The organism is Stieleria neptunia, from assembly GCF_007754155.1.
Classification (GTDB): domain Bacteria; phylum Planctomycetota; class Planctomycetia; order Pirellulales; family Pirellulaceae; genus Stieleria; species Stieleria neptunia.
This window is the reverse complement of record NZ_CP037423.1, coordinates 7,098,968-7,121,872: the sequence shown is the minus strand read 5'-3', so window position 1 is coordinate 7,121,872 and position 22,905 is coordinate 7,098,968. Positions and strand designations below refer to the sequence as shown.

Here is a 22,905-nt window from a genome sequence, read left to right as displayed (position 1 = left end):
TACCGTCGCCGTGTGAATGGCTGAATGAAGTTTGATGGCTTCGATGCCACGTCACGACATTCTCGCGTGATCTGATCGTCGCCCCCCTGTCCATCGTCAAGTTTCTTGCTCCATGAAATCGCCCCTGGGTCATCTCTATGTTTCGGTGTGGACGCTGTGTCTGCTATCGGCAAGCCTCGCTCCGACGACTGCATTCTCGATGGAACCGCAGTCTGTATCGCCCAACATCGTTCTGATCGTCGCCGATGATCTCGGCTACGGTGACCTCGGTTGCTATGGGCAGAAGTTGATCGCCACGCCCAACATTGACCGGCTGGCACAGCAAGGAATCCGTTTCACCCAAGCCTACGCCGGCGGTCCGGTGTGCACTCCGTCACGGAGCGTGTTGATGACGGGATTGCATGGCGGTCATACGCCGGCTCGCGACAACATTCCACACTATCCGACTTACCTCGGTGACCAGGACCGCACCGTTGCAGAAGTGCTCAAGGACGCCGGGTATCGTTGCGGGGGCGTCGGCAAGTGGTCGCTCGGCGATGCCGGAACCGTCGGCGCCGCCACACGACAGGGATTCGACGAATGGGTCGGTTATCTGAACCAGGACCACGCGCATTATTACTTCACGGAGTATCTCGATCGCGGTGAAGGCCGGATCGAATTGCCCGGCAACCCGGTCACGAAACACACTTACAGCCACGATGTGTTGACTGACCACGCGTTGCGGTTCATTCAGGAATCGAAGCACGAACCGTTTTTCCTGTATGCCGCCTACACACTGCCGCACTTTTCTTCCAAGACCGAAGACGCCGACGGTTTAGCCGTCCCGTCGACCGACCCGTATTCGGATCGTGATTGGCCGGAAAAGGCCAAAAAATACGCCGCGATGGTTCACCGGTTGGACGCCGGCGTCGGTCGGATCGCCGACCAGATCGGAGCGTTGGGTCTGGCGGAGAACACGCTGCTGGTGTTCAGCAGCGACAACGGCGGCCACACGGCGGTCTGGGACAGGTTTGAAACCAACGGCCCCTTGCGGGGATTCAAACGTGATCTCACCGAAGGCGGCATCCGCGTTCCCTTCATCGCACGCTGGCCCGGCAAGATTCCCGCGGCGTCCGTCAGCGACCAAGTCATCGCATTTCAAGACCTGTTGCCGACGTTCGCCCAGATCGCCGGCGGCGATGCCCCTGCCGACATCGATGGTGTCTCCGTGCTTGATGCATTGCTCGGCAAACCACTCACGGTCCAACGTGACTATCTGTACTGGGATTACGGTCACTGTCGCAAGTACTACGACCAAGCGGTGCGTCTGGGCGACTGGAAAGGGATTCGCCTGGGGAAAGAGAACGGGGCTGTCCGCCTCTATGATCTCAACCGCGATCCTGGTGAATCTCGTGACGTGGCAGACGATCACCCTGCGAAAGTTGACGCGATCACTCGCATCATGGAAACCGCGACGACACCCAACCCGCGCTATCGCGTCGGGGAACTTTATCGAGGCTCACCGATCTGGCGGGCGGAAAATCAACACCTCTCGCTGCTCAAGCTGCCATCGGTCTCGGTGCCGGGCCGCGGTGCCCACCTGCGCAGCGGGTTTGTGTTCGATCCCCAGGACCGACCGACACCACAATGTCATTCATCGACGCTGGCCGAAACGCCGGACGGATTGGTGGCTGCATGGTTCGGCGGGACGAACGAACCGGCGCTCGACAACGTGATCTGGGTGGCCCGTCAGGTGGATGGCAAATGGCAGCAGCCGGTCCAAGTGGCCGATGGCAGCGAAGGCGAGACCGAAGAGCACCGCGTCGGTAATCCGGTCCTGTATCAGCCCCACGATGGACCACTGCTGCTGTTCTACAAAGTCGTCGACCCGAAACATGGCCGCGCGTCACATTGGTGGGGCATGTTGATGACGTCCGACGATCATGGCGCGACGTGGTCCAAGCCACATCGGCTTGGAACCGACGCGAAACTCGGCGCCGGCAATCCCAACCTGATCGGCCCGGTCAAGAACAAGCCGATCCAATTGGCTGACGGAACGATTCTGTGTCCCTCCAGTACCGAGCACGACGGCTGGCGCGTGCACTTTGAAATCAGTCGAGATCTTGGCAAGACTTGGCAGATCATCGGGCCGATCAACGATGCGACCAACTTCAATGCGATCCAGCCGAGTCTCCTTGTGCACCCGGGAAATCAGCTGCAGGTGCTCTGCCGTTCCAAGGAAGGCGTGGTTGCCCAGTGTTGGTCCAGCGACGGTGGGGAAACCTGGGGGCCGTTGACCGCGACGCCACTGCCCAATCCCAACTCGGGCACCGATGCGGTGACCCTGGCCGATGGTCGGCATCTGCTGGTTTACAACCATACGATCAAACGCGGGCCGTTTCCCGCGGCGCGGTCGATGTTGAACGTCGCCCTCTCGACGGACGGCAAGCAATGGAATCCCGTGCTGACGCTGGAACGCGAACCCGGCGCGGAGTTTTCGTATCCCGCCGTCATTCAAGCCACCGACGGCAAGGTTCACATCAGTTACACGTGGAAACGCCAAAGCATCCGGCACGTCGTGCTGGACCCCGATCAATTGTGAATGCGACCACGGGATTCCGGTGGTGCGCTACGGCGACCACCGGCTACTTGCTGCAACCCCTCTCGGCAACGCTGTGAAGCATTTTTTAGCGGTAGCCCGCGAGCCCTCCGGTGTTTTGGCAGAGATGAAGAACCGGAGGGCTCGCGCCCTACCGCTAAAACCTCCAGAAACACATGGGGAAAATGCTTCACAACGCTGGCCTCTCGGGGGGGCTGCTCCGCAAGCGGATTGATCCGCTGTTCCCTACTTTTCGAAACGGACCTTGGCCAGATAAATGTTCGTCTTGCCTTCGTGCGACGAGTAGTAACTGATCCATAGCATGTCATCGTGCCAGACCAGTCCCGCGTAACTGGTGTCTCCGCCCGATGGCAGTTTCAGTGCTTCGGTCAGGCTGCCGTTTTCGGGATCGAGCCAACAGAGTGACGTTCGGACGGGCGAATCGTACAGACGGACCACGGCGACGAAACGGCCGTCGGGCAACTGGATCATGTCCGGCCCGCCCAGACGCACGCCCAGGTTCTTCCAGTCCCACTGCGTGTACGGCGGACGCGACGTGCCGAGGTTTCCGGCGTTGGGCTTGCCGTCGTGACGCAACAGGCAGTACGCCGTGTCGTCGGGAAGGAAAACGATCGACGTTTCGTTGGGGTACGTGCCTTCGACGGCGACATTTTCGATCAATGGATCGAAAGTCTTTCCATCCGAACTTTTGAACAGCCGCAGCCCCCGATCGCCCTTGCCGCAACCGTAACCGAAACCGTACGCATTCCCTTTGTGCCAGGTGATCCTCCAGAGCCAGTTGTCTTGATCACCAACCGCGGTTGGAGCACTCCAGTTGGCGCCGTCTTCGGAGAACCAGACGAGCGATTGGTGGTGCCGTCCTTCCGGTGTGTCAGACGCTCCGGCGCCCGCCAACATCAATCGGTCGTCGGGCGTGACGGTGATTTTGGCGTCGCGCAGGTCGTAGTCTTCCGACGTGACCAGCGCCGCCGATTCCCAGGTTTCGCCGTCGCTCGAAGTCAGCACCCGCAGCGCACCGTCGGGCGACACGTGTCCTTGCCCTTCGCGGAAAACGCAGTACCAACGGTCCTGGAAACGCACCAAGTCGGTAAACGCGTTGTGAGGCGCCGCGTCCCAAATGCGTTGCGCGTCGACGAGCACTGGTTTGGGCAAGTCGTCGGCCGCCAAGAGTGCGACGGGCAAGAGAATTGATACGAAAAACGATGAAACGCGATTCATGATGGAGATCCTTGGTGGGCTTGAGGGGGGAAGGGAGACGGGCATTCTAGCGGAATGGCAAAACGACGGGGGCAAAACGATGGAGGCAAAACGATGGAGGCAAAACGATGGGGGCAAAACGATGGGGGCAAAACGATGGGGCAAATCGATGGGGCAAATCGATGGAGTGGCAAAACGATGGAGTGGCAGAATGATGGAGTGGCAGAATGATGGAGTGGCAGAATGATGGAGTGGCAACTGGAACTCCGCCTTCCGATCTGTCGCTCTGCCCTTGTCTCCCTGTCTCCTTGTCTCCTTGTCTCCCTCCTCTCCCTCCTCTCCCTTCATCATTCTGCCCCGAATGATTCTGCCATCCGTCCGGTCAGCCCTCGTCCACGCTGTATTGTTTCGCCCCCATCGTTTTGCCCCGCCTGACGATTGGCCTGCGCCGTGAGTTCTGGATTTCCTGTAACAACGCCACCACGGTATCGCTTGGAGTTTAGGACAGGCCGTCTGTCTCTCAAAATCTCGAACAACGAGCGGTGACCATGAAACCCATTCTTTCCCTGTCGTTTGCTGTACTCCTGACCTGCCTCGGCTCGATGGTTCACGCCGAGGCCCCGCGGGCCGGATCCCTTCAGCCGATCTCCACCGTCAAGCCCGACGTGATCGCCGCCGAGTCCACCATCTCCAGGGCCGCATTCCTGGACATGATGTACGACTACGAGGTCTATTCGGCTCCGGATGTCACCGGGCAAACCGAGTTCGTCATTGTGGGCCGTGATGCCGACACCGGCACCTGGGACTTCGTGCATCGCTTCCAATGGCTGGGCAGCGCGGACCACGGTTCATGGTCGGACAGGGGCGTTTGGAAGTTTTCGAGTTGGTGGAGTGCCCGCAACGCCGCCGAAAACCAGATCGACGATGGCAAGATCACCGACTATGAAATCATCGAGCAAGCCGTCCAGCCGCAGTGGACCTACGAGGCCACGTTCCCCAAGCGTGCTCAGGCGGAAGACTTTGCTGATGAATTCGAATACTGGTCCAACGAATTTGGCGTGCCCCACGTCACCAAGATCGTCCCGATTCACACACTTACCTTCTCAAACGTCCGAACGCTCCGGTAGTCAGTGGTGCATTGAGTTGAGTTGAGCGATTGGGTTTTCTGATCTCAGCGTCATCGAGAGGGTAGGATGTCGGATCGGATCACGAACGAGAGCAAAAATGAGCTGGAGCGATCGAGTGCCGCTGCTACTGTTTGTTGCGACGGCACTTGTCGCTGCAGTACTTCACTTGCTCCCAGCACTTGGACCACTTCTTCCGCCACGTGAAGGCTCTTCCGCAGCACGCGCATGTCTTCTCTGGCAGGTTCGGTTTCTTGTGAGACATTGAGGTGGTCGTGAATGAAGTGGGAGTTCCTGCGGAGATGAATCTGCGCTCGTGGAAACCACCGCGTGCACTCGACTTTCCCAGCGTTGGTGATCTTCCCGCCTACTGTTTCTTCAGCAACAGCAGCAACATGATCACCGGCGTCTTGGCCTGGACGCTGTGTTTCAAACCGGGGGCCATGTGAATCCAGCCTCCCGGTCGAGCCTGGACCGTTTCTTCACCGAGCGTCAGCGTGGCTTCGCCTTGAATGAACTGCAGAATTGCCGGCATCGATGCGGTGTGTTCGGACAGTTCCTGGTCTTTGCCAAAGCCAAAGATCACAGCTTTCACGTCGTCATCGTTGTGCAACGTGCGAGTCAGGATGCCATCCTCGGGTGGTTCCACTTCTGCGGCCAAGTCGGTCAGGTGTGTGAAGTTGTAGCTCATTGGAGAGACGATTGCAGGAAGATTTCCAGTGTGACGGGGGCCGCGATGTTGAAAGTCTACAGCAAATATGACTTCGTGTGGCATACAATCTGGTGAGTGTGTCCATGTCAACGTTGCACCAATCGCCTACACAACTCATTGGGGACTGAACGCCGTGAAGGTCAAGTGTATCCATTGCTTTGAGATCGTCGAACTGGATCCGCACGCTGACCTTTCGGGCATCATTTGTCCTTCGTGCGGCGGGCGTTTTGAGATCCCATTCGACGAAACGCTGGACTCCGACCATCCGCACGTATCGAGTTCGCATCTGGAATCGTTGCAAGGCGGCATGGAGCTGGCCGGCTTTTCGCTTGTCAGCAACTTGTCCAAGGGGTGTCGCAGCGACGTTTGGGAGGCGGTTGAGGTCGAGCAGGGGCGGACGGTCGCCCTGAAGGTCTCGCACTATGAAGAGCAGGAGAACGATCGGATCGGCCATTACTCGCGTGAAGCAGAGATTCTATCGACGTTGAATCACTCGAACATTGTGAGCTTGTATTCACACGGAATTGCCAACCGGCGTAGCTATCTGGCGACCGACTACATCGAAGGCCAGCCGCTGTCACGATGGCTTGTCAACCGTGCGCCCTCCCCTTGGCAAGCCGCCGAAATCACCTTGCGAATCGCGGATGCGATGGATCATGCGCACCGCCAGGATGTCATTCATCGCGATCTCAGCTGCCAGAACGTTTTGATGGACGAACGAAGCATTCCCCACGTCATCGATTTCGGACTCGCATCGATGGGGATGGATCATGCGATGGACGGGGCTCAACTGACGGTGGGAACGCCAATTTACATGGCGCCTGAACAAATTCGTGGACAGCCGGAGCAGATCGACCATCGCGTGGACATCTATGCGATTGGTGTCATTTTTTATGAACTGTTGACCGCCAAGAAACCCTTTGAGCCCGGACCGAATTTGATTCAGAGACTGTTTGAAGGGCCAATCCGAACACCGCGCGACATCGATCCGTCGATCTCCCCAGACCTCTCCAACATGTGCGTTCGATGCCTTCAGAAAGACGCCAGTGATCGATACTCCACTGCGCGAGAGCTTGCCGATTCAATCCAATCGGTTCTGGGGGACCAACGCGGTGCGTCGATTCAGCCGACAGGATTGGACGAAGTTGAATCCTTCGAGCATTCGAGGGCTTACGTCGCCCTGCATTCCCGCTGCGTCGATTTGGAGCAAGTGCTCGAAAGACGGACACGGGCCTTGTTGGCAACCAAGACGGAGTATGACGTGTACCGCAACTTGGTCGAAAGCCGGTCACTGGGGGCATTTCGAAAGGATTTGGACGACAGGATCGTGTTTGCCAACGAGTATTTTTGCCAGTTCGTCGGCCGGCCGAGATCCGAGGTCGTCGGTCGTCGCGTCAGCGAGATCTTGGATGATCATGCTGCTGCCATGTGGAAAGCAGCGGACGATCGAATTCTGTCGACCGGAAGCGTCTATGAATCGACTGAGCAATACGAAGTCGGTGATCGCACGCTGGTCTTTGATGTTGCCCGTTCTCCTGTTCGCAACATGAGTGGCCGGACCGTGGGAATCCAAGGCATCATGTATGACGTTTCGGCGCACGCGGAAATGGAACGGGCGTTACGCGACGAGAAGGAAGTCGCGGTAGCGGCAAACCTTGCCAAAGGCGAATTCCTCGCCCGGATGAGTCACGAGATCCGCACGCCGATGACGGCGATCATGGGCATGAACCAAGTGCTGGCGACGACCCCACTCACGGACAAACAGATCGAGTGCACCCGTGCGATTGCCGATGCGTCGCAGTCGCTTCTTGAAGTCATCAACGACATTCTCGATTTCTCGAAAATTGATGCCGGGAAAATCGAGCTGGAACCGGCGGAATTCTGCCTCGTCGAAACCTGCGACAAAGTGGTCAAGATGCTCCGCGAAGAAGCAAGGCAGAAAGACATTCAACTGGCCGCACTTTTTTCCAGTGATATCCCGAAGCGGCTGATCGGAGATGCTGCCAGGTTGCGGCGCGTGTTGGTCAACCTGATCGGCAACGCCATCAGGTTTACTTCCCAAGGAAGTGTTGAACTCCGCGTCCGTTGCGAGGACGCCTCCCAGGACCGGTGCGTGTTGCGGTTCGAGGTCGCTGACACCGGAATCGGGATACCAAGGGGCCACCTTGAAAGCATCTTTCAGCCTTTTGAACAAGCCGATTCCTCTCTGTCACGGGACCAAAGCGGAACGGGGCTGGGGTTGGCGATCGCATCAAAGATCGTCGAACTGATGGGAGGATCACTGGCCGTCACGAGTCGCGTCGGGGAGGGAAGCCGATTCTACTTTCATGCGACATTTCCAACCCTCAGCGAGCCTAAGGAAAGCGTGTCGACGGAGAGAATACCGCTTGCTGATCAGCAACGGGACACGGTTTCGCTGGAACCGCTCCGCGTGTTGGTCGTCGACGATGTCGAACCGAACCGTTTGACGTTGCATCACCTCCTCGAAGATCGAGGCCACTCGGTCGTCACGGTTGCAAGTGGGGGCGACGCGCTGCGTGCCATCGAACAAGAACGATTTGACGTCATTTTGATGGACATCCAGTTGCCGGGCATGGACGGATTCGAAGCGACCCGAAGGATTCGTGAATCGTTGGCGAACACCCAACATCGCACACCGATCGTTGCGCTAACCGCTCATGCGATGAAGGACAGCCGGGAGTGGTGCTTGAGAAAAGGAATGGACGGATACGCGAGCAAGCCTGTGGTGTGGAGTGCACTTTGTCAGGAACTCCAACGCGTCCTCAACGAACCCGGCGACCACGAACCGCCCCTCTTCTCGTTGACGGAGTTTCAGATTCGCGTGGGTGTTGATCAGGCATCGGCATGCCGGTTGATTTCCAACTTCGTGAGTTGTTTTCCCGGTTTGATCGAGAGCGTGGTTGATTCAGCAAAGCAAAACGATTCCGCCGGATTGCGGGAGGCCGTTCATCGGCTCAAGGGAGCCGTCGAGAATCTTGTGGGGACCGGGGGTATACCAGAACTGCTTGCCTTGAAATCCATGGCCGAACGGAGCGACATCGAAAAGGCTGGCGATGTTATCTTGGATCTTGAAAAAACGATGCTGCGTCTCAAGAACGAACTCCTTCCCTACTCAGCGGGCCAGATCGAATGAAAATCCTGATCGCCGAAGATGAAGAATTCTCAAGGGATTTGTTGCGGGCACAACTCGAGAGCCTCGGACATGATGTCGTCGCGGTGTCGAGTGGTTCACAGGCTTGGGGCACCATGCAACAAGAGCGATTCTCGATGGTGATCACGGACTGGATGATGCCCGATGTCGACGGTTTGGAATTGGTCCGTCGCATTCGAACGCATCCGGAAACGGGGTATGTGTATATCATCTTGCTGACCGGCAAATCCGAACGGACAGACCTGATCACGGGGATGCTTCGTGGTGCCGATGACTTTTTGTCCAAACCCTACGATCGCGATGAGTTGGATGTGCGGATTCGCGCCGGCGAACGGGTGATCAATCTCGAGCGTTCGCTCAAAGCCAAGAACGAAGAATTGGCAAGATCCAACCAGGAGATTGAGCGGGCAAGTCAACGAATGAAGCGTAATCTCGATGCGGCTGCGAGGATTCAGAAGTCGCTGCTTCCCCGAGACCTGCCGCAAAACCATGCCGTGGACTTCGCGTGGATTTTCCGGCCGTGCGATGAACTGGCAGGGGACATTTTTAATGTGTTTCAGCTCGACCACGACAACATCGGGTTCTACTTGCTCGATGTCGTCGGGCACGGGCTGCCAGCGGCCCTGTTATCGGTCACGTTAAGTCGCTTCATTTCTCCTTCGACCTCCTCATCTGGCCAATTTCCCAACGTGGCCTCCGACACTGCGTTTTTATCACCCAGCAAAGTGGCATCCGCGCTCAACGAACAGTTCCCGATGGACGGAATTGGCCAGCAGTACTTTACCTTGCTCTATGGATGCCTGAACGTTTGCACGCGAGAGATGCAATATGTCGCCGCTGGGCACCCCGGCCCCGTCGTGATTCCTGCCAACGATGCTCCACGAATCGTCCAAGTGGAAGGGTATCCGATCGGACTCGTCGATCAGCCAGAGTATTCTGATCGACACTTGAGTTTAGCCCCTGGCGATCGCGTCATGCTCTATTCCGATGGCGTGCTCGATTGTCAGAACCCCGACGGCGAGCATTTCGGTGAAGACCGGCTGATTGCGGCGGTCAGCGAGCGACGCGAATCACTGAACGAAGACGTTCAGTCGCTCAACAATCAACTTGTGGGTTGGTGCGGAGGTCGCACGCCGGACGACGATATTTCGCTGCTCGCCATGCAACTTCTTGATGACTGACACAGCTTGCGACACGAGTCAGATTGCAATAGGCTGACGCCACTTCACGGTGACCCCAGGAGTGGTGCTGGCCTATGTCGGACTCTGATTCTCAACACGACCCGCAGTCGATTCCCAGTGCGGAGGGGGCGATCCCCGTTCGCCACGGGCCGTATCCGGAGTTCACTTGGACCGCCGTTCTGGTCGGCTGGGCGATCGGCGCGCTGATCGCCGTCTCGATCGGCTACGCCGCGCTGATCCTGGGGTTTGCGATCGAAGGGTCCGAGCTGGCCGCGATTCTCGGCTGGGGTGTCTTACGCGGCGTGATGCGTCGCACCAGCATCGTCGAAAACAACATCAACCAAACCATCGCGTCGGCGGTCAACGGTGCCTCCTCCGGCATCATGTTTTCCGTGCCGGCCCTGTTTATTCTCAGCCGTACTCCCGGCTTTGAGTCGGTTGCGAATTTCAACACGCCGCTGATGATCTTGGCCTGCGTCACCGGCTGTGTATTGGGTTTGGCGTTTGTGATTCCGCTCCGCAAGCAGATGATCGATTTTGATCGGCTGGCGTATCCGGGCGGAATCGCCGTCGCAACGATTCTGAAATCGCCGGGCGCCGGGGTTCGCAAAGCCGTCCTGTTGCTCGGTGGGGCCCTGTTGTCCGGCGTCGCCCATCTGTTGGTCCTGGCCTTCATGGGCGAAGACCACGATTGGCATGCCGGCCGCCAGTTCGGCCTGCCCGCGATGCTGAACATCAGTTTGTACCTGTCCGTGATGACGATCGGCGTGGGTTATCTTTCCGGCAAAGGCGGCTTCTGGTTCGGCTGCGGTGGGTTTGTCTGTTACTTTTTGCTTTCACCACTCTTGAGCCAGTTCGGCAGCGAAGGCGTTGCGGCGATGGTGTCCTCGCCGAATGAAATGCGCGGTGTGCTCTACAAGCCGCTCGGGATCGGCATGCTGGTCGGTGCCGCCGTCGGCGGGATCATCGCCGCCTTTCCGTTGATCGCCAGTGCGTTCAAGTCGATGCATGCCGCGGGTCAGCAAAAGGACGCGGGAGTCAATGCCTACAACGACGAGATGCCGATCCGGTTTTTGTACTCGGCCATTGGAATCGGGCTGCTGGTGATGGTGTTCATCGCCTTCAAATCGGTGCCGGAGATGACGCTGGGGCGGGCCGTGGCGATGGCGGTCTTGGGGACCCTTTGGGTTTGGGTCGCCGGTGTTGTCGTCGCCGAGTGCATCGGACGGACGAATTGGTCGCCGCTGTCGGGGATGACGCTGATCGCGGTGACCATCCTGATCCTGGTCGCCAAGGGAGGACTCGATTCCGCCGCGACGGTCACCGCCGCGATGGTCGTGGGAGCGGCAATTTGTTTAGCAATCTCCCAGGCCAGCGACATGATGTTGGACTTGAAGAGCGGGTATTTGGTCGGAGCCATTCCCAGACGCCAGCAGTATGCACAGTTCGTCGGTGCCTGGTTGGGGCCGGTGATCGTGATTTCGTTGATGTTCCTGTTGAACAATCAGTACCAAATCGGCTCGGACAAGTTGCCGGCGCCACAGGCCCAGGCATTGGCGTCGGTGACCGAAGGCATCTTGAACGACAACGTTCCGGCCTATCGTTACACCGCCGGCGCGGGGCTGGGATTGCTGCTGGCGATGAGCGGACTGGGCGGCATCGGCGTCCTGATCGCGCTGGGTTTTTACATGCCGTTCCAGATCGCGTTGACCTACACCATCGGCAACGTGCTGCGAATCGTCTCCGACAAATCGCTCGGCGCCAAATTCGGTCACGAAGTCGGCATTCCGATCGCCGCGGGGCTGATCGTCGGTGAAGCGTTGGTGGGGGTCGGCAATGCGCTCTATCAGGTCTTTTTCGCCGCACCCGAAGTCACGGAAACAGCGATGATCGGTTGCCAACAGCTCTCGAGGTGGATGTAGTTCAATGCGTGCACTTGGCCAAATACTGATGTGGTTAGGCTTTCTGGGCGGTGCGTTCGCTTCGGTGTCACAGTTGGAGTTGCAAGACGACAAATGGGCAACGGTCCCCTGGCTTTGGTACGCGGTTTCGATGGCGGTCGGGATTGTCGGGATCGCGTTGTTGCGACGTGCCAAGCATGATGAGCATCGTGATGACGACAAGACCGAAGCGGAGTATTCTGTCATCACGGACAGCTTGGCCTGTCTGTCGAACGCCGTGGAAACACTCTGCCAGAATTCGCAGTGCCCGCCAGCGGATGCATTAAAATTCATCGATGACCGCTGTGCCGAGCCGCTTTCGGACTTCGCCGACGCGCGTCAGGCTCTGGTCAAGCGATTTGGAATGGCCGTCTATGCCGACGTGATGACCGAGTTCGCGTCGGCCGAACGCTACGTCAACCGAACCTGGTCGGCCGCGGCGGACGGATACGTCGACGAAGTGGACGCCAGCATCCGACGCGCTCACCAACACCTGGCCAACGCTCGCGGCTTGATTGCGCGGGCAGAGCAAAACGTGTGACACCGGCTCGCCAATGAGTGTTCAGAGAGGGCGATTGGGAACTCTGGCAGCGCATCGCGGTCTCGATGACGCCCAGTCCGTTCGGTACGCATCAGCCAATCGCACGGAACCCGGTGGTCGGCCCGGTTGACCGATCACTCGATCTTCGGGGTCATCCGCGCTTCGGTTCCATCGATGTTCTCCAGCCCCCATTTCACCAGGCTCATCATCACCGGTCGGAGCGACTGGCCCTTTTGGGTCAGCCGGTACACATCGCGGCCGGGCTGTTCCGGCAGCGGATATTTCTCGGCCAACCCGTGCTCGACGAGCCGAGCCAACCGATCGGCCAGGATGTTGGTGGCAATCCCCTCCGGTGACGCCAGGAACTCTTTGTATTGGCTCTTGCCACAAACCAAATCTCGAATCACCAGCAACGTCCATTTGTCACCGAGTAGATCGAGGGTGCACGCCACCGGACAGGGAGACCGACGATGGACCGTCTGCTTCTTTTTCTTCTTTGCCATTTCCGCTTGCCCGAAAAAAACTCGTTTCTCTCTTGACCATACGCCATGAACTTGCACAATGCAAGTGCACGACTTGCAAAACGCAAGTGATGGGCGAAGGGTAGGATCGCCGCTCGGACGAATTCGCGTTTCACATTCTGGGAGCGAACATGCAGGTGACAGAAAGCTTGACTCGGGACACCGGGACAGCCGTTGGGAATGGGGGACCGACAAGGTCGCGGGATCATCGGCAACGGCGTCGCGAGCGGAGGCGCCCGACGTCGGTCGGGTTGCGATCGCGGCGTCCAACGGCCTGGATTTCAATCACGATCTTGTTCGCCGGATCCACTGCCGCACTGACCCTCGCGCGCTCCACCATCTCGCCGGCAAGGGACGTGTCGACGGCGGAGCCGATTCCGATGGCGGTGGAAGTGATCCAGGTCGAGCGCACCGACCGATTCGAGAAGACGGTTTCGTTTCTCGGTCGCGTCGAGGCGGCGCGTGAAAGTGAGTTGAGCTTTGAACGAATGGGACTCATTACGCGTGTGAATGTCGACGAGGGCGACACGGTTGACGCGATGCAATCCCTGGCGGAACTCGACGTCGAACAGCTCAAGGCCCGGCGTGACGAAATCACGGCTCGTTTGCAGGCCGCCAGCGCGACGCTGGAAGAAATGATCGCCGGACCGCGGCCAGAAGCCATCGAGGCGCAGCGGGCCGAAGTCAGCCGTCTGGGGGCGGAATTGAAACGCGTGACACTGCAGCGCGATCGACAAAGTCGGCTGCTGCCCCGCATGGCGACCAGCACGGAGGAGTACGAATCGGCGCTGTACGCCGCCCAGGCGACTCAATCGGCACTCAACGCGGCAACGGCGTTGTTGGAGGAGTTGGAGAACGGAACGCGCGCCGAGCAGGTGATGACACAGCGTGCCGTTGTCAGACAGATCGAGGCGGAGCGTTACAGCATCGATGTCGAAATTCGGAAGTCTCAGCTCTTCGCGCCCTTTGCGGGGACGGTGGCAGAGCGATTTGTCGACGAGGGGCGTGTGGTCGCGCCGGGCCAATCCATTCTACGACTGTTGGAAATGTCTTGTCCCGAGATCCGAGTCGGCGTCGACTCAGCTACCGCCGCAAGCCTCGCGGTCGGCGAACGTTTGCCGGTGACGATTCATAACGAGACTCACCTTGCCGTGATCAAAGCGATTCGTAGCGACCTCGCCGACACGACACGAACGGTTGACATCTTGCTGTCTCTGGTCGACGAACACGACAGCCCCCGTCTGGCGGTCCGAAGTGGCGACCTCGCCACGGTTCAGATCGCTCAGATCACGCGTCGCGAAGGTGTCTGGATTCCCATCGAGTCCCTGACCGAGGGAAGCCGTGGGCTTTGGTCGGTCTTCGCACTGTCCCCAGCGGCACTGTCCCCGGCGGCACTGTCCCCGGCGGCACTGTCCCCGGCGGCACTGTCCCCGGCGGCACTGTCCCCGGCGGCACTGTCCCCGGCGGCATTGTCCCCAGCGGCACTGTCCCCAGCGGCATCCGTGGTCGATCGCGTCCAGCACCGTGTCGAGCGTCGCGACGTGGAGGTTTTGCACACGACCGCCGACCGGGTCTTTGTTCGGGGCGCGATCGGTGCCGGCGATCAGATCGTCGCCTCCGGTGTTCACCGCCTGGTCGCGGGACAGTCTGTCCGCCCGGCGTGGCGCGATCGGCGACTCGCATTGCGGGAGAGCCAGTGATGGGCATGATCTTTTTTCGAAACGGCTATCTGCTTTGGATTTCTGTCGTCGTCGTCCTGGTCGCGGGCCTTTCGGCGCTCAACGCCCTGCCGAGACTGGAAGACCCGCGGCTGACGAATCGAAATCCACTCGTCATCGCCCGCTTTCCGGGGGCCAGTCCGCAGCGTGTGGAATCGCTGGTCACCGAACGCATCGAGGAGTCGCTTCAGGAGGTTCCTGAAATCAAGAAGCTGGAGTCCAATTCTCGCGCCGGGATCGCGACCATCGCCATTGAGCTGGTCGATCGAATCGATGCCGACAACAACTCGAAAGTTTTTAGCAAAATCCGTGACAAGCTTTCCGACACGCCGTTGCCCGCCGGTGCGCTCCGGCCCGTTTTGGATGATCAACGCGGGGCGGTTGCGTTCACGCTGATCACCGCGCTGGTCTGGGATGCTCAGGCGCCTCCGCAGCTCGGCATTCTGAAGCGACGGGCCGAAGAGCTTGCGGACCGGCTGCGGACGTTGCCCGGCACCGAGATCGTGCGACTTTACGGCGATCCGGATGAAGAAATCACCGTCGATGTGGACATCAACGAGCTTGCCGCCCTCGGCTTTTCGGCCGCCGAGGTCGCTCAAACGCTGGCCTCGGCCGATTCCAAACAACCGGCCGGACTGTTGCGTAGCGATCACCGGAACCTTTCGCTGGAGGTCAGCGGTGCCTTCGATTCGGTGGCACGAATCGAGTCCATTCCTCTCGCTGAAGGCGAACGAGGTTCAGTCGTCCGCCTGTCGGACGTTGCGCAGGTCGAACGCGGGTGGCAGCAACCGCCACGGGAAATTGCCCTTGCCGATGGCGACCGCGCGGTCTTTGTGGCCGCCCGAATGGTGCCGGGCACCCGCGTGGACCGGTGGAACGATCAAGCGTCGGAAATCATTGACGGGTATCGCCGACAACTCGGTAGCGGACTGGCGCTGAAGACCGTTTTCAACCAAAGTGTTTACACCGCGGAGCGACTTCGCGGACTGGCGGTCAACCTGTTAGCCGGTGCCGGCGTGATCATGATCGTGATCCTGGTCTTCATGGGTTGGCGGAGTTCGCTGATCGTCGGTTCGGCGCTGCCGTTGGTGACCGGGGCGACGCTGTTTCTGTTGTTGTTGACGGGAGGGTCGCTGCATCAGATGTCGATCTTCGGAATGATCATCGCGTTGGGGCTGTTGATCGACAACGCGATCGTAATCGTCGACGAGATTCGCAAGGCGCGCGAGCGGGGGCTTTCGTCGCGTGATGCGGTGCGCGACGCGCTGCGTCACTTGTTTGCACCGCTGCTGGCATCGACCCTGACGACCGTTTTCGCCTTTGCCCCGATCGTGCTGCTGCCCGGAAACATCGGTGATTTCGTGGGGGCGATCGGCGTCAGTGTGATCCTGGCGATCGTCTGCTCGTTCGTGATCGCGTTGACCTTGATCGCCGCGTTGGCGGGCCGCTACGGAGACTTCGATCAGCGACGGCCAAGATCAGACTGCCGGTCGCCGACCGTCTGGCATGCCGGCGGTGTGCGTTGGTCGTCGGCAACGCTGGTGTATCGACGCACGTTGACGGTGGCGATGCGTTTTCCCGTGCCGGCGATCATTGTCGCGATTGCTCCGGCACTTCTCGGTTTTGGGCTCGCCGGACAATTGGGGAATCAATTCTTTCCGCGAGTCGATCGCAACATGTTTCGCGCCCAAGTCTGGTTGCCACCTGAATCCTCGCTGGAGAACACTCACCGCGTCGCGATGGAGATCGATGCGGCCCTTCGTCGCTACGTGGCGGTCGACACGGTGGATTGGTTGGTCGGCGGCAGTTCGCCTTCGGTCTACTACAACCTGGTCATGAACCAAGACGGCGCGGCCAACTACGCGCAAGCCACCGTGACCACGAAGGATGCGGAGAGCGTCAAACCGCTGATTCGCAGCTTGCAGCATGAGTTGGGCGTTCAATTTCCGGCCGCCCAACTCGTTGTCACGCAGTTCGCCCAAGGTCCACCGGTTGACGCTCCCGTGCAATTCCACCTTTACGGCCCCAGCTTGCCGACGTTGCAGGACCTGGGCGAGCGCGTTCGGCTGGCGATGCAAGAGCATCCCAGCGTGCTGCATACGCGGGTCACGATGCCTCGCGGCACGCCAAAATTGTGGATGAACACGGACGAAAACGCTGCCCGATTGGCCGGCCTGGCGCTGGCCGATGTTGCCGATCAGTTGCAGGCGAATTTGGAGGGATCGGTCGGCGGATCGGTGCTCGAAGGCGTCGAAGAAATGCCCGTGCGGGTGCGGTATCCGCGGGTCAGACGACGCGATGTCGACGCCATCCGGTCGGTCAGCCTGGTGTCGCCATCGTCCGACAGGTGGATCCCGATGTCGTCGCTCGGCCGGCTTGAATTGCGTCCCGAGACCGGCGGCATCGGCCGCAAAGACGGAATTCGTTGCAATACGATTCGTGGCTACGTCACCAATGATGCGTTGCCGATCGAAGTGACTCGTCAGGTGCTCCGGGCTCTCGGCGAGACTGGATTCGAGCTGCCGCCCGGGTACCGAATCGAGATCGGCGGCGATTCCGAGGAAGAGGCGGGGGCCATCGGAAACCTACGGACATACGTACCGGTGCTGGTCACGTTGACGATCGCAACGCTCATCCTGGTCTTTCGCAGCGTCGTGCTCGCCGCCCTCTTGGGCACCGTTGCGTTGCTGTCGATCGGACTCGGTTTGCTGTCCACCTGGGGATTCGGGTTTCCGATCAGTTTCAACACGATTCTGGGCACACTCGGTTTGGTCGGCGTGGCGCTCAATGACAACATCGTGGTCCTGGCCGCGATCCGGGCGAACCCGATTGCATCGCGGGGCAACATCGACGCGATCGTCGACGAAGTAACCGCGAGCACCCGTCACATCCTTTCCACAACCTTGACGACAACCGGAGGATTCCTGCCCCTGATCATCGCCGGCGGCGACTTCTGGCCTCCGCTGGCAGTGGTCATCGCCGGCGGCGTGTTGGGGGCGACACTGATCGCTCTGATCTACATCCCGGCCTGCTACCTGTTGCTCCAACGGGCACGGCAGGCGCTCTCGACGGGGCGGTGATGACGTCGCGAACGCCAAGTGATCTCGAGCATGCAACGCGCGGTTGAAATGGATTTTGCGGCGAATTGACTTGCAAACTCTAGACAATCCGTCAGAATTGGCGGTTCCTTTCGGCAATGGTTTCTCTTCTCTCAATCACTCGCAGAATCATGGATCGACGAATCGCCTGCCTCGTTGTTGTCGCTGTTTTGACTGCTGGATCTTCGGCCTTGCACTCCGAAGAGACCGCCGATGACAGCAACCGCAAGACGACCAGCCACTGGCTTGACGTTGCCGAAGAGGTTGCCAAGCGGCAACGCCTATTTAACCCGAGTGCGCCAGACAAACCATTCAAGCTTCACGAACAGGCGATCTTTCGGCACACCCAATCGGTCCGCGGCGACGATATCGGTGCGGTCTTTCTCTGGACCGCTCCTGCTTCGGAGCGCCCGGCCGCGATCGGCGTCTTCTTTGCCTGGTCTCAAGGGCGGATGCGAAACGTGATGGAAGAATTTCATTCGTTCCACAGCGGGCCGATCCGCCGCGAAGCTGCGGGGCATCCGACATGGGACTGTCCGGATGCCGGGCTACAGTGGAATCGCGCGGACAACCTTCCCGCCCCCGATTCAGACATTCGACGGGTGAAGCTTCAAGCCAGGCAGTTCCCCCGCCGATTGGGCGTCAAGACGACGACGTCGCAAGGACAGAACTGGGAACTGCGCTCCGTTCCGAAGCCGTTTTACGAGTACACCGACATCGATTCGGGGATCCAATACGGCGCGATCTTCGGCTTCTGTCAGGGAACCGACACGGAACTGCTGGTTGCCGTCGAAGCACGACAGGTGGATGACGAACGTGCTTGGTACTATGCGCTCGCACCATTCAGCGATTACCAAATCCAGGTCGATCTGCCCGACGGCAAGACTTGGAATTCCCCGGACGGCGCTTTGGGCGAGAACGGGAAACCGCATTTCTGGGGGGCGGTGGAACGACGCCCCAAACCCGAGTTCGAACGGTAAGGGACGACAGCACCTGAAAGATGACAGAAAAAGGGTCGGCAGAAAAATCGGATTCAGCAATCGTGGCGTCCAACCAACATCAGATCGTACCGGGGATCTCTGTCACCGCATCGGGGCAAGCGACCGTCGACCCGTCCGTCGCAGAGGTGCTAATCGACTTGGCACTCAAGCTGGAAGAACCGACGAATCTGCCCGTCGATGTGGAGCACGTGTTGGCCGCAATCGTGCTTGCTGCTCGGAACGGACAGCTTGATCGGAACACGCCACTGTCGCCCGATGATCCGGCGTTCGTCGACACCTTGGCGGCCCATGTGAAAACGATCTTCGCAGACTACGGCGGCGATGTTGGCACGGACGATTGAACGGTTTAAATCGTCCCTCGTCATGCGCAAGTAAAAATCATTCTCGGCGTCGACGCTAGGGAGTCGACAGCTCGGCGACGTTCACGACTTCAATGGCACTGACTTTTTCTATGGCACCGACTTTTCCCTCGATCTGATCTTCGATTTGGCGAAACACATTGGGAAGTTCAGCCGACAGCAATCGTTTGAGCAGCGGAAGATTGGAGTTCAGTCCGCTGCGTAGCCCATTGGCAACGTTGCTGTTGTTCATGCCGATTCCTTGAGCTTGGACCCAACGCGGTGACCCGATTTGCAGGTTGTCGGAATCCAGCTTCAGTTTGGAGTCGACCAAGGTGAGGTCCGCGTCCTTGTTGCGTTTGACTTCAAACTCAACCACGAGATCGCGAATCGTACCGAGTTTCATTTCAATCGGTCCGCACGATGCGTGCTGGCGTGAACCCTGCACGTTTGTGCGATTGATCATCAGTTTGACGTCGCTCAATCGAACTTGAACGATGGTTTGCACGGACGAATCATCGAGAACCTCGACGCTCTTCAGTTTTCCGCCGTACTTGATCTCTTTAAATTGGACCCTGAATGCTCGGCCCATCACGTGCGTTGTGTGGTTGATATCCGCCACGCTGCCGGAGACGGTGTTTGCGGCACGATCGGTGTCGGCCTGCAGAATCGATGCGGAAGTGATCACCGCAAGGACAGCCAAGAAAAGGCGAAGAATCCGTATCGCATCGTCTTTCACTGTTCTCTCCCAAGAATTGAGCGGCCGATTGATTGACGCCGATTGACCGGCATGCCGCAACAAAGACTAGGGGTGTTGCCGCTGCCCCACAATGGCAGGATTGGCAAGAGCATGGAGACGAGAAACCGCTGCGCCCGTTCGGCACCCTAAGCGTGCGGCGAGGGCATTCAGGGCCACCTTGGTCATCGCGCGGTCCCTCGCTCTTGAAATCGGACGAGGCAAACCTGGCAGAATAAGTAAACCCCGGACCAGTCAATTGGCAGCAAGATTCGGCACGTTCCTGCGACGAACGCATCGAGAAACCTCGCCGGCCGCGTTGCGGGACCGGCAATGAAGCGGTGGTGACCGAGTGCCGCAAGGCGACTCAGGAGGGGGGACGACGATGATGAGAGAGATTCACCGCCACACTCTCCCGCCAGAATCAGAACTCATTGGTGTCGCTGTGAAATCTGTCGCCTTGATTCACGGCGTTTACGATAGCTCCATCGGGACAAGGAGATTCCGTTCTAAGTCCAACACGGCCGCAAAGCCGTTCATCACCGCGTTGACGACGATAAAGTATCGGTCTTCGGAAGCCAGGTCCAATGGGCCCTCGCCTTTCCAGTCTAATTTCCCAGACGGTGTTGCGGCAAACCATCGATGAAAGTGCCCGCTGATCATGATGCGCTGTGGAAGTCTGGCAAAGCAGTTCTCGATCACGTCGGATTCTTCGGGGACGCCAACATAAAAGGACAGAACGTCCCGTGCGTCTTCCGTGGGAAACGTGTGTGAGACAAGGACGTCTTCCAGCTCAAGTCTGGGTTGAAGCGTGCTGAAAAACTCCATGACCGATTCGGAGTACCATTGGCGCATCTCGACGTCGGGATCGACACAAAGTCCCAATTCGTGGTTCCCCCACACGCCAATGGCACCGCACGATCGTAGCAACTCCACGATCTCGTCCGCGTGGCGACTGTCGTAGATGACGTCGCCCAAGAGAACGAATGTGTCAACCGATTCCCGCCGAAGCCGTTCAATCGCTTTGGCCAGTTGATTGACATCGCCATGAATATCGGCCAGCAGCCCAAGTCGCATCATGGATCCCTCTCGTTTAGTCGTGGAAATCGGGAACGCCACAAGATGAGACGTATCGAGCCGCGCCGCTCACCCGACGCTTCGTTTCTCACGCGAATAGACAAGACAGTCGTTCCAGGGACGATGGCCGCAAAATCAGCCCGGAAAGTTCAGGCCGAGAAACGGAGCTTGGTCAGTAGCGGGTTGCTGTGCAGGATCTCCCCTGAATCCGATACCTTTAAATAGTAAGACGCCAGGATGTGGGCACGCGTTGAGAAAGCGGTGTCCCCTGTTGGCTCCAATCTCTCCCAGATGTTGACCCGATAGTTGCCGTTGTGATGCCGACACACCTCCACACGATGCAGGCGGGGGGGCCTGCCGACTTTATCCAGAATCTGTGATTTGATCTTCTCCGTGTGTTCGGATCCCGCCGAGGGAGCGTCTTTCTGCGTGGCTGCTTGCTCAATTTTTGACATTGTTTCCTCGGCCAATCGAATTCGATGAGGGACCAAACTGTAGCGTAACGGAGTTCCGTTTGATATGAGCACGAAGTGGCGAATTCCGGGAAAACTGTTTGGACCCCCAATTGGTTGCATTCTGTTGATCGGAAACTTCCTCGGATTCACCACGCGAGATCGGACCAAATCCGAGCGTGCCCCGGTGTCGGCCACCGGAGCGTGTTGGACGGGCAAGCAAAGGCAACATAATGTCAATATCTTGAAAAGCCCCCCAATTCCCGCTCCTTTTCGAGTTCTTGCCAGACGAAGATGACGACAGACAACGTTCTACGATTTTTCGAAATGGTGAGCGGCGAACTCTCATCAGCATTCGATGAGCCTGACGATTGGTGGCAGTGCGATGGCACCGGTTGCTCCAGAATTGAGCTATTTGAAGACCCGTGTCGTCCAAATACGATCTACATTCGGAATCTGGAAACAGATATTGAACACCGCGGACAAGGGCATGCCAAGCGACTGCTTCGGAAAGTCTGCGGTGTGGCTGGGAAGTGTGAAGTTGATCTTTCGCTGCACGTTGAAGATACGCCAAAATCTGACTGCCGGATGCTTGTCGATTGGTATCGGCGTGAGGGATTTAGGGGTGACATGCATGAGATGATTTGGCACCACAATCCATCCGAATGATCGTCCATTGCACCACCGACCTCCAACTCCTTCAGTGTATTTGATCACAAGATCTCTTCGACGCGTCAAGTTTCGCGTTGCCCACAACTCCCCCATGAACGCGTTGCCAAGTATCGACGGCAAGGGCGTCGAGCTGGGCAACTGTCCTCGCAGATCGTCGACTGCACGGCAGCACAAGTCGCCCGATCATTTCCTGCTAGTGTGCTTGCTCGCTTGCCGATGTACAATTCGACCCTCCTACTGAACTCTGAGCGAAGAAAACCGTCAACAATCAAGGTGTTGCTTGGCTAGTCTACGGTGATGAGTTCCGTTGTTATGTAAAAAAGACGGATGCGATCGCATGAATCGACAAGGAAAGTACGGGAACGCCCCAAACTTTGAACATCTCGTTGAGGAATCGTCGCGAGCGTTTCTCATTCAACTCCGGGATGCAGTTGCGCCGATCCTTGACAATAACATCTTGCCGCACTTCACCGATCATAGCGTGTTGCATTCGGACGGTGTTACCACCCTTGTCGACGAACTCGTCACGCCGTTGCAGGAAAACAGGAACAGACTCACTGAGCGGGAATTAGTCATCCTGTATTGTGCCTGTTATCTCCATGATATTGGCTTGCAGTACGAAAACGCTGGCGAGACTAGGCCTCAATCAAGCGAACGCGGGCGTTGATTTTGGATGACGGCTGTAGATTTCCGAGGCGCAGCGGGGCACGCGGGAGCACTGCTCCTTATCAAAAATTTCGCAATGTATGGTGCTCAATGTTTCGTTTCTCGGGTTAGGCGTTAGCGGCGGTACCGGAGCGTCCGGACTCCGGCTTCGTTGGTTGCG

19 protein-coding genes are annotated in these 22,905 nt (G+C 58.5%); 12 read left to right on the top strand and 7 right to left on the bottom strand.

All coding sequences use genetic code 11. The annotated features are described in order from the left end of the window. Positions 1 to 112: 112 nt before the first annotated feature. Entirely contained in the window at positions 113 to 2,581 is a 2,469-nt protein-coding gene (locus tag Enr13x_RS39095) for an exo-alpha-sialidase (protein WP_231743762.1), read from the top strand. Positions 2,582 to 2,824: 243 nt separating this feature from the next. Here the strand turns inward: Enr13x_RS39095 and Enr13x_RS24755 are convergent, their stop codons facing one another. Continuing rightward, positions 2,825 to 3,817 (bottom strand): sialidase family protein, encoded by a 993-nt coding sequence (locus Enr13x_RS24755; protein ID WP_197455332.1) that lies wholly within the window; start codon positions 3,815 to 3,817, stop codon positions 2,825 to 2,827. A gap of 527 nt (positions 3,818 to 4,344) precedes the next feature. Here Enr13x_RS24755 and Enr13x_RS24750 point away from each other — a divergent pair. Continuing rightward, on the top strand, positions 4,345 to 4,923 hold the full coding sequence (locus tag Enr13x_RS24750) for a hypothetical protein (RefSeq protein WP_145389501.1): 579 nt from the start codon (positions 4,345 to 4,347) through the stop codon (positions 4,921 to 4,923). A gap of 124 nt (positions 4,924 to 5,047) precedes the next feature. Here the strand turns inward: Enr13x_RS24750 and Enr13x_RS39895 are convergent, their stop codons facing one another. Both Enr13x_RS39895 and Enr13x_RS24740 read right to left on the bottom strand, forming a co-directional pair. After that, positions 5,048 to 5,185: a DUF2256 domain-containing protein gene (locus Enr13x_RS39895; RefSeq protein WP_145389500.1), complete on the bottom strand. Its 138-nt coding sequence runs from the start codon at positions 5,183 to 5,185 to the stop codon at positions 5,048 to 5,050. A gap of 102 nt (positions 5,186 to 5,287) precedes the next feature. Continuing rightward, positions 5,288 to 5,611: a cupin domain-containing protein gene (locus Enr13x_RS24740; protein WP_145389499.1), complete on the bottom strand. Its 324-nt coding sequence runs from the start codon at positions 5,609 to 5,611 to the stop codon at positions 5,288 to 5,290. Between the two features lie 154 nt (positions 5,612 to 5,765). Here Enr13x_RS24740 and Enr13x_RS24735 point away from each other — a divergent pair, with 154 nt between their 5' ends. From Enr13x_RS24735 to Enr13x_RS24720, 4 genes are all read left to right on the top strand, one after another. Next, a complete protein-coding gene (locus tag Enr13x_RS24735; RefSeq protein WP_197455331.1) occupies positions 5,766 to 8,786 on the top strand; it encodes a protein kinase domain-containing protein in 3,021 nt (1,006 codons plus the stop codon). Further along, on the top strand, positions 8,783 to 9,985 hold the full coding sequence (locus Enr13x_RS24730; protein ID WP_145389497.1) for a PP2C family protein-serine/threonine phosphatase: 1,203 nt from the start codon (positions 8,783 to 8,785) through the stop codon (positions 9,983 to 9,985). The genes Enr13x_RS24735 and Enr13x_RS24730 overlap by 4 nt, the downstream gene beginning before the upstream one ends. Before the next feature lie 74 nt (positions 9,986 to 10,059). Next, positions 10,060 to 11,907, top strand: a complete 1,848-nt coding sequence (locus Enr13x_RS24725; RefSeq protein WP_145389496.1) for an OPT family oligopeptide transporter — start codon at positions 10,060 to 10,062, stop codon at positions 11,905 to 11,907. Positions 11,908 to 11,911: 4 nt separating this feature from the next. Further along, on the top strand, positions 11,912 to 12,466 hold the full coding sequence (locus Enr13x_RS24720) for a hypothetical protein (RefSeq protein WP_145389495.1): 555 nt from the start codon (positions 11,912 to 11,914) through the stop codon (positions 12,464 to 12,466). Positions 12,467 to 12,600: 134 nt separating this feature from the next. Here the strand turns inward: Enr13x_RS24720 and Enr13x_RS24715 are convergent, their stop codons facing one another. After that, the gene (locus Enr13x_RS24715; RefSeq protein ID WP_145389494.1) at positions 12,601 to 12,969 is read right to left on the bottom strand and encodes a winged helix-turn-helix transcriptional regulator; all 369 of its coding nucleotides are present in this window, start codon (positions 12,967 to 12,969) and stop codon (positions 12,601 to 12,603) included. Between the two features lie 311 nt (positions 12,970 to 13,280). On the opposite strand from Enr13x_RS24715, the gene Enr13x_RS24710 reads away from it, so the two are divergent. From Enr13x_RS24710 to Enr13x_RS24695, 4 genes are all read left to right on the top strand, one after another. Continuing rightward, on the top strand, positions 13,281 to 14,687 hold the full coding sequence (locus Enr13x_RS24710; RefSeq protein WP_197455330.1) for an efflux RND transporter periplasmic adaptor subunit: 1,407 nt from the start codon (positions 13,281 to 13,283) through the stop codon (positions 14,685 to 14,687). Next, positions 14,687 to 17,785, top strand: coding sequence for an efflux RND transporter permease subunit (locus Enr13x_RS24705; RefSeq protein ID WP_145389492.1), 3,099 nt, complete (start codon positions 14,687 to 14,689; stop codon positions 17,783 to 17,785). Before Enr13x_RS24710 ends, Enr13x_RS24705 begins: the two co-directional genes overlap by 1 nt. A 149-nt stretch (positions 17,786 to 17,934) precedes the next feature. Continuing rightward, positions 17,935 to 18,783 (top strand): hypothetical protein, encoded by an 849-nt coding sequence (locus Enr13x_RS24700; protein ID WP_145389491.1) that lies wholly within the window; start codon positions 17,935 to 17,937, stop codon positions 18,781 to 18,783. A 62-nt stretch (positions 18,784 to 18,845) separates the two neighbouring features. Next, the gene (locus Enr13x_RS24695) at positions 18,846 to 19,145 is read left to right on the top strand and encodes a hypothetical protein (protein WP_145389490.1); all 300 of its coding nucleotides are present in this window, start codon (positions 18,846 to 18,848) and stop codon (positions 19,143 to 19,145) included. 55 nt (positions 19,146 to 19,200) lie between these two features. Here the strand turns inward: Enr13x_RS24695 and Enr13x_RS24690 are convergent, their stop codons facing one another. From Enr13x_RS24690 to Enr13x_RS24680, 3 genes are all read right to left on the bottom strand, one after another. After that, the gene (locus Enr13x_RS24690) at positions 19,201 to 19,830 is read right to left on the bottom strand and encodes a hypothetical protein (protein WP_145389489.1); all 630 of its coding nucleotides are present in this window, start codon (positions 19,828 to 19,830) and stop codon (positions 19,201 to 19,203) included. A 522-nt stretch (positions 19,831 to 20,352) separates the two neighbouring features. Continuing rightward, positions 20,353 to 20,958 carry a metallophosphoesterase family protein gene (locus Enr13x_RS24685; RefSeq protein WP_145389488.1) on the bottom strand — a complete coding sequence of 202 codons (606 nt, stop codon included), beginning with the start codon at positions 20,956 to 20,958 and terminating at the stop codon, positions 20,353 to 20,355. 146 nt (positions 20,959 to 21,104) lie between these two features. Beyond that, positions 21,105 to 21,410 (bottom strand): hypothetical protein, encoded by a 306-nt coding sequence (locus Enr13x_RS24680; RefSeq protein ID WP_231743761.1) that lies wholly within the window; start codon positions 21,408 to 21,410, stop codon positions 21,105 to 21,107. Positions 21,411 to 21,701: 291 nt separating this feature from the next. Between Enr13x_RS24680 and Enr13x_RS24675 the strand changes: the two genes are divergently transcribed. Together Enr13x_RS24675 and Enr13x_RS24670 are read left to right on the top strand one after the other, a co-directional pair. Continuing rightward, positions 21,702 to 22,076, top strand: a complete 375-nt coding sequence (locus Enr13x_RS24675; RefSeq protein WP_145389486.1) for a GNAT family N-acetyltransferase — start codon at positions 21,702 to 21,704, stop codon at positions 22,074 to 22,076. 340 nt (positions 22,077 to 22,416) lie between these two features. Further along, complete coding sequence (locus tag Enr13x_RS24670) at positions 22,417 to 22,746, top strand: HD domain-containing protein (RefSeq protein ID WP_145389485.1); 330 nt, start codon at positions 22,417 to 22,419, stop codon at positions 22,744 to 22,746. Positions 22,747 to 22,905 lie beyond the last annotated feature (159 nt).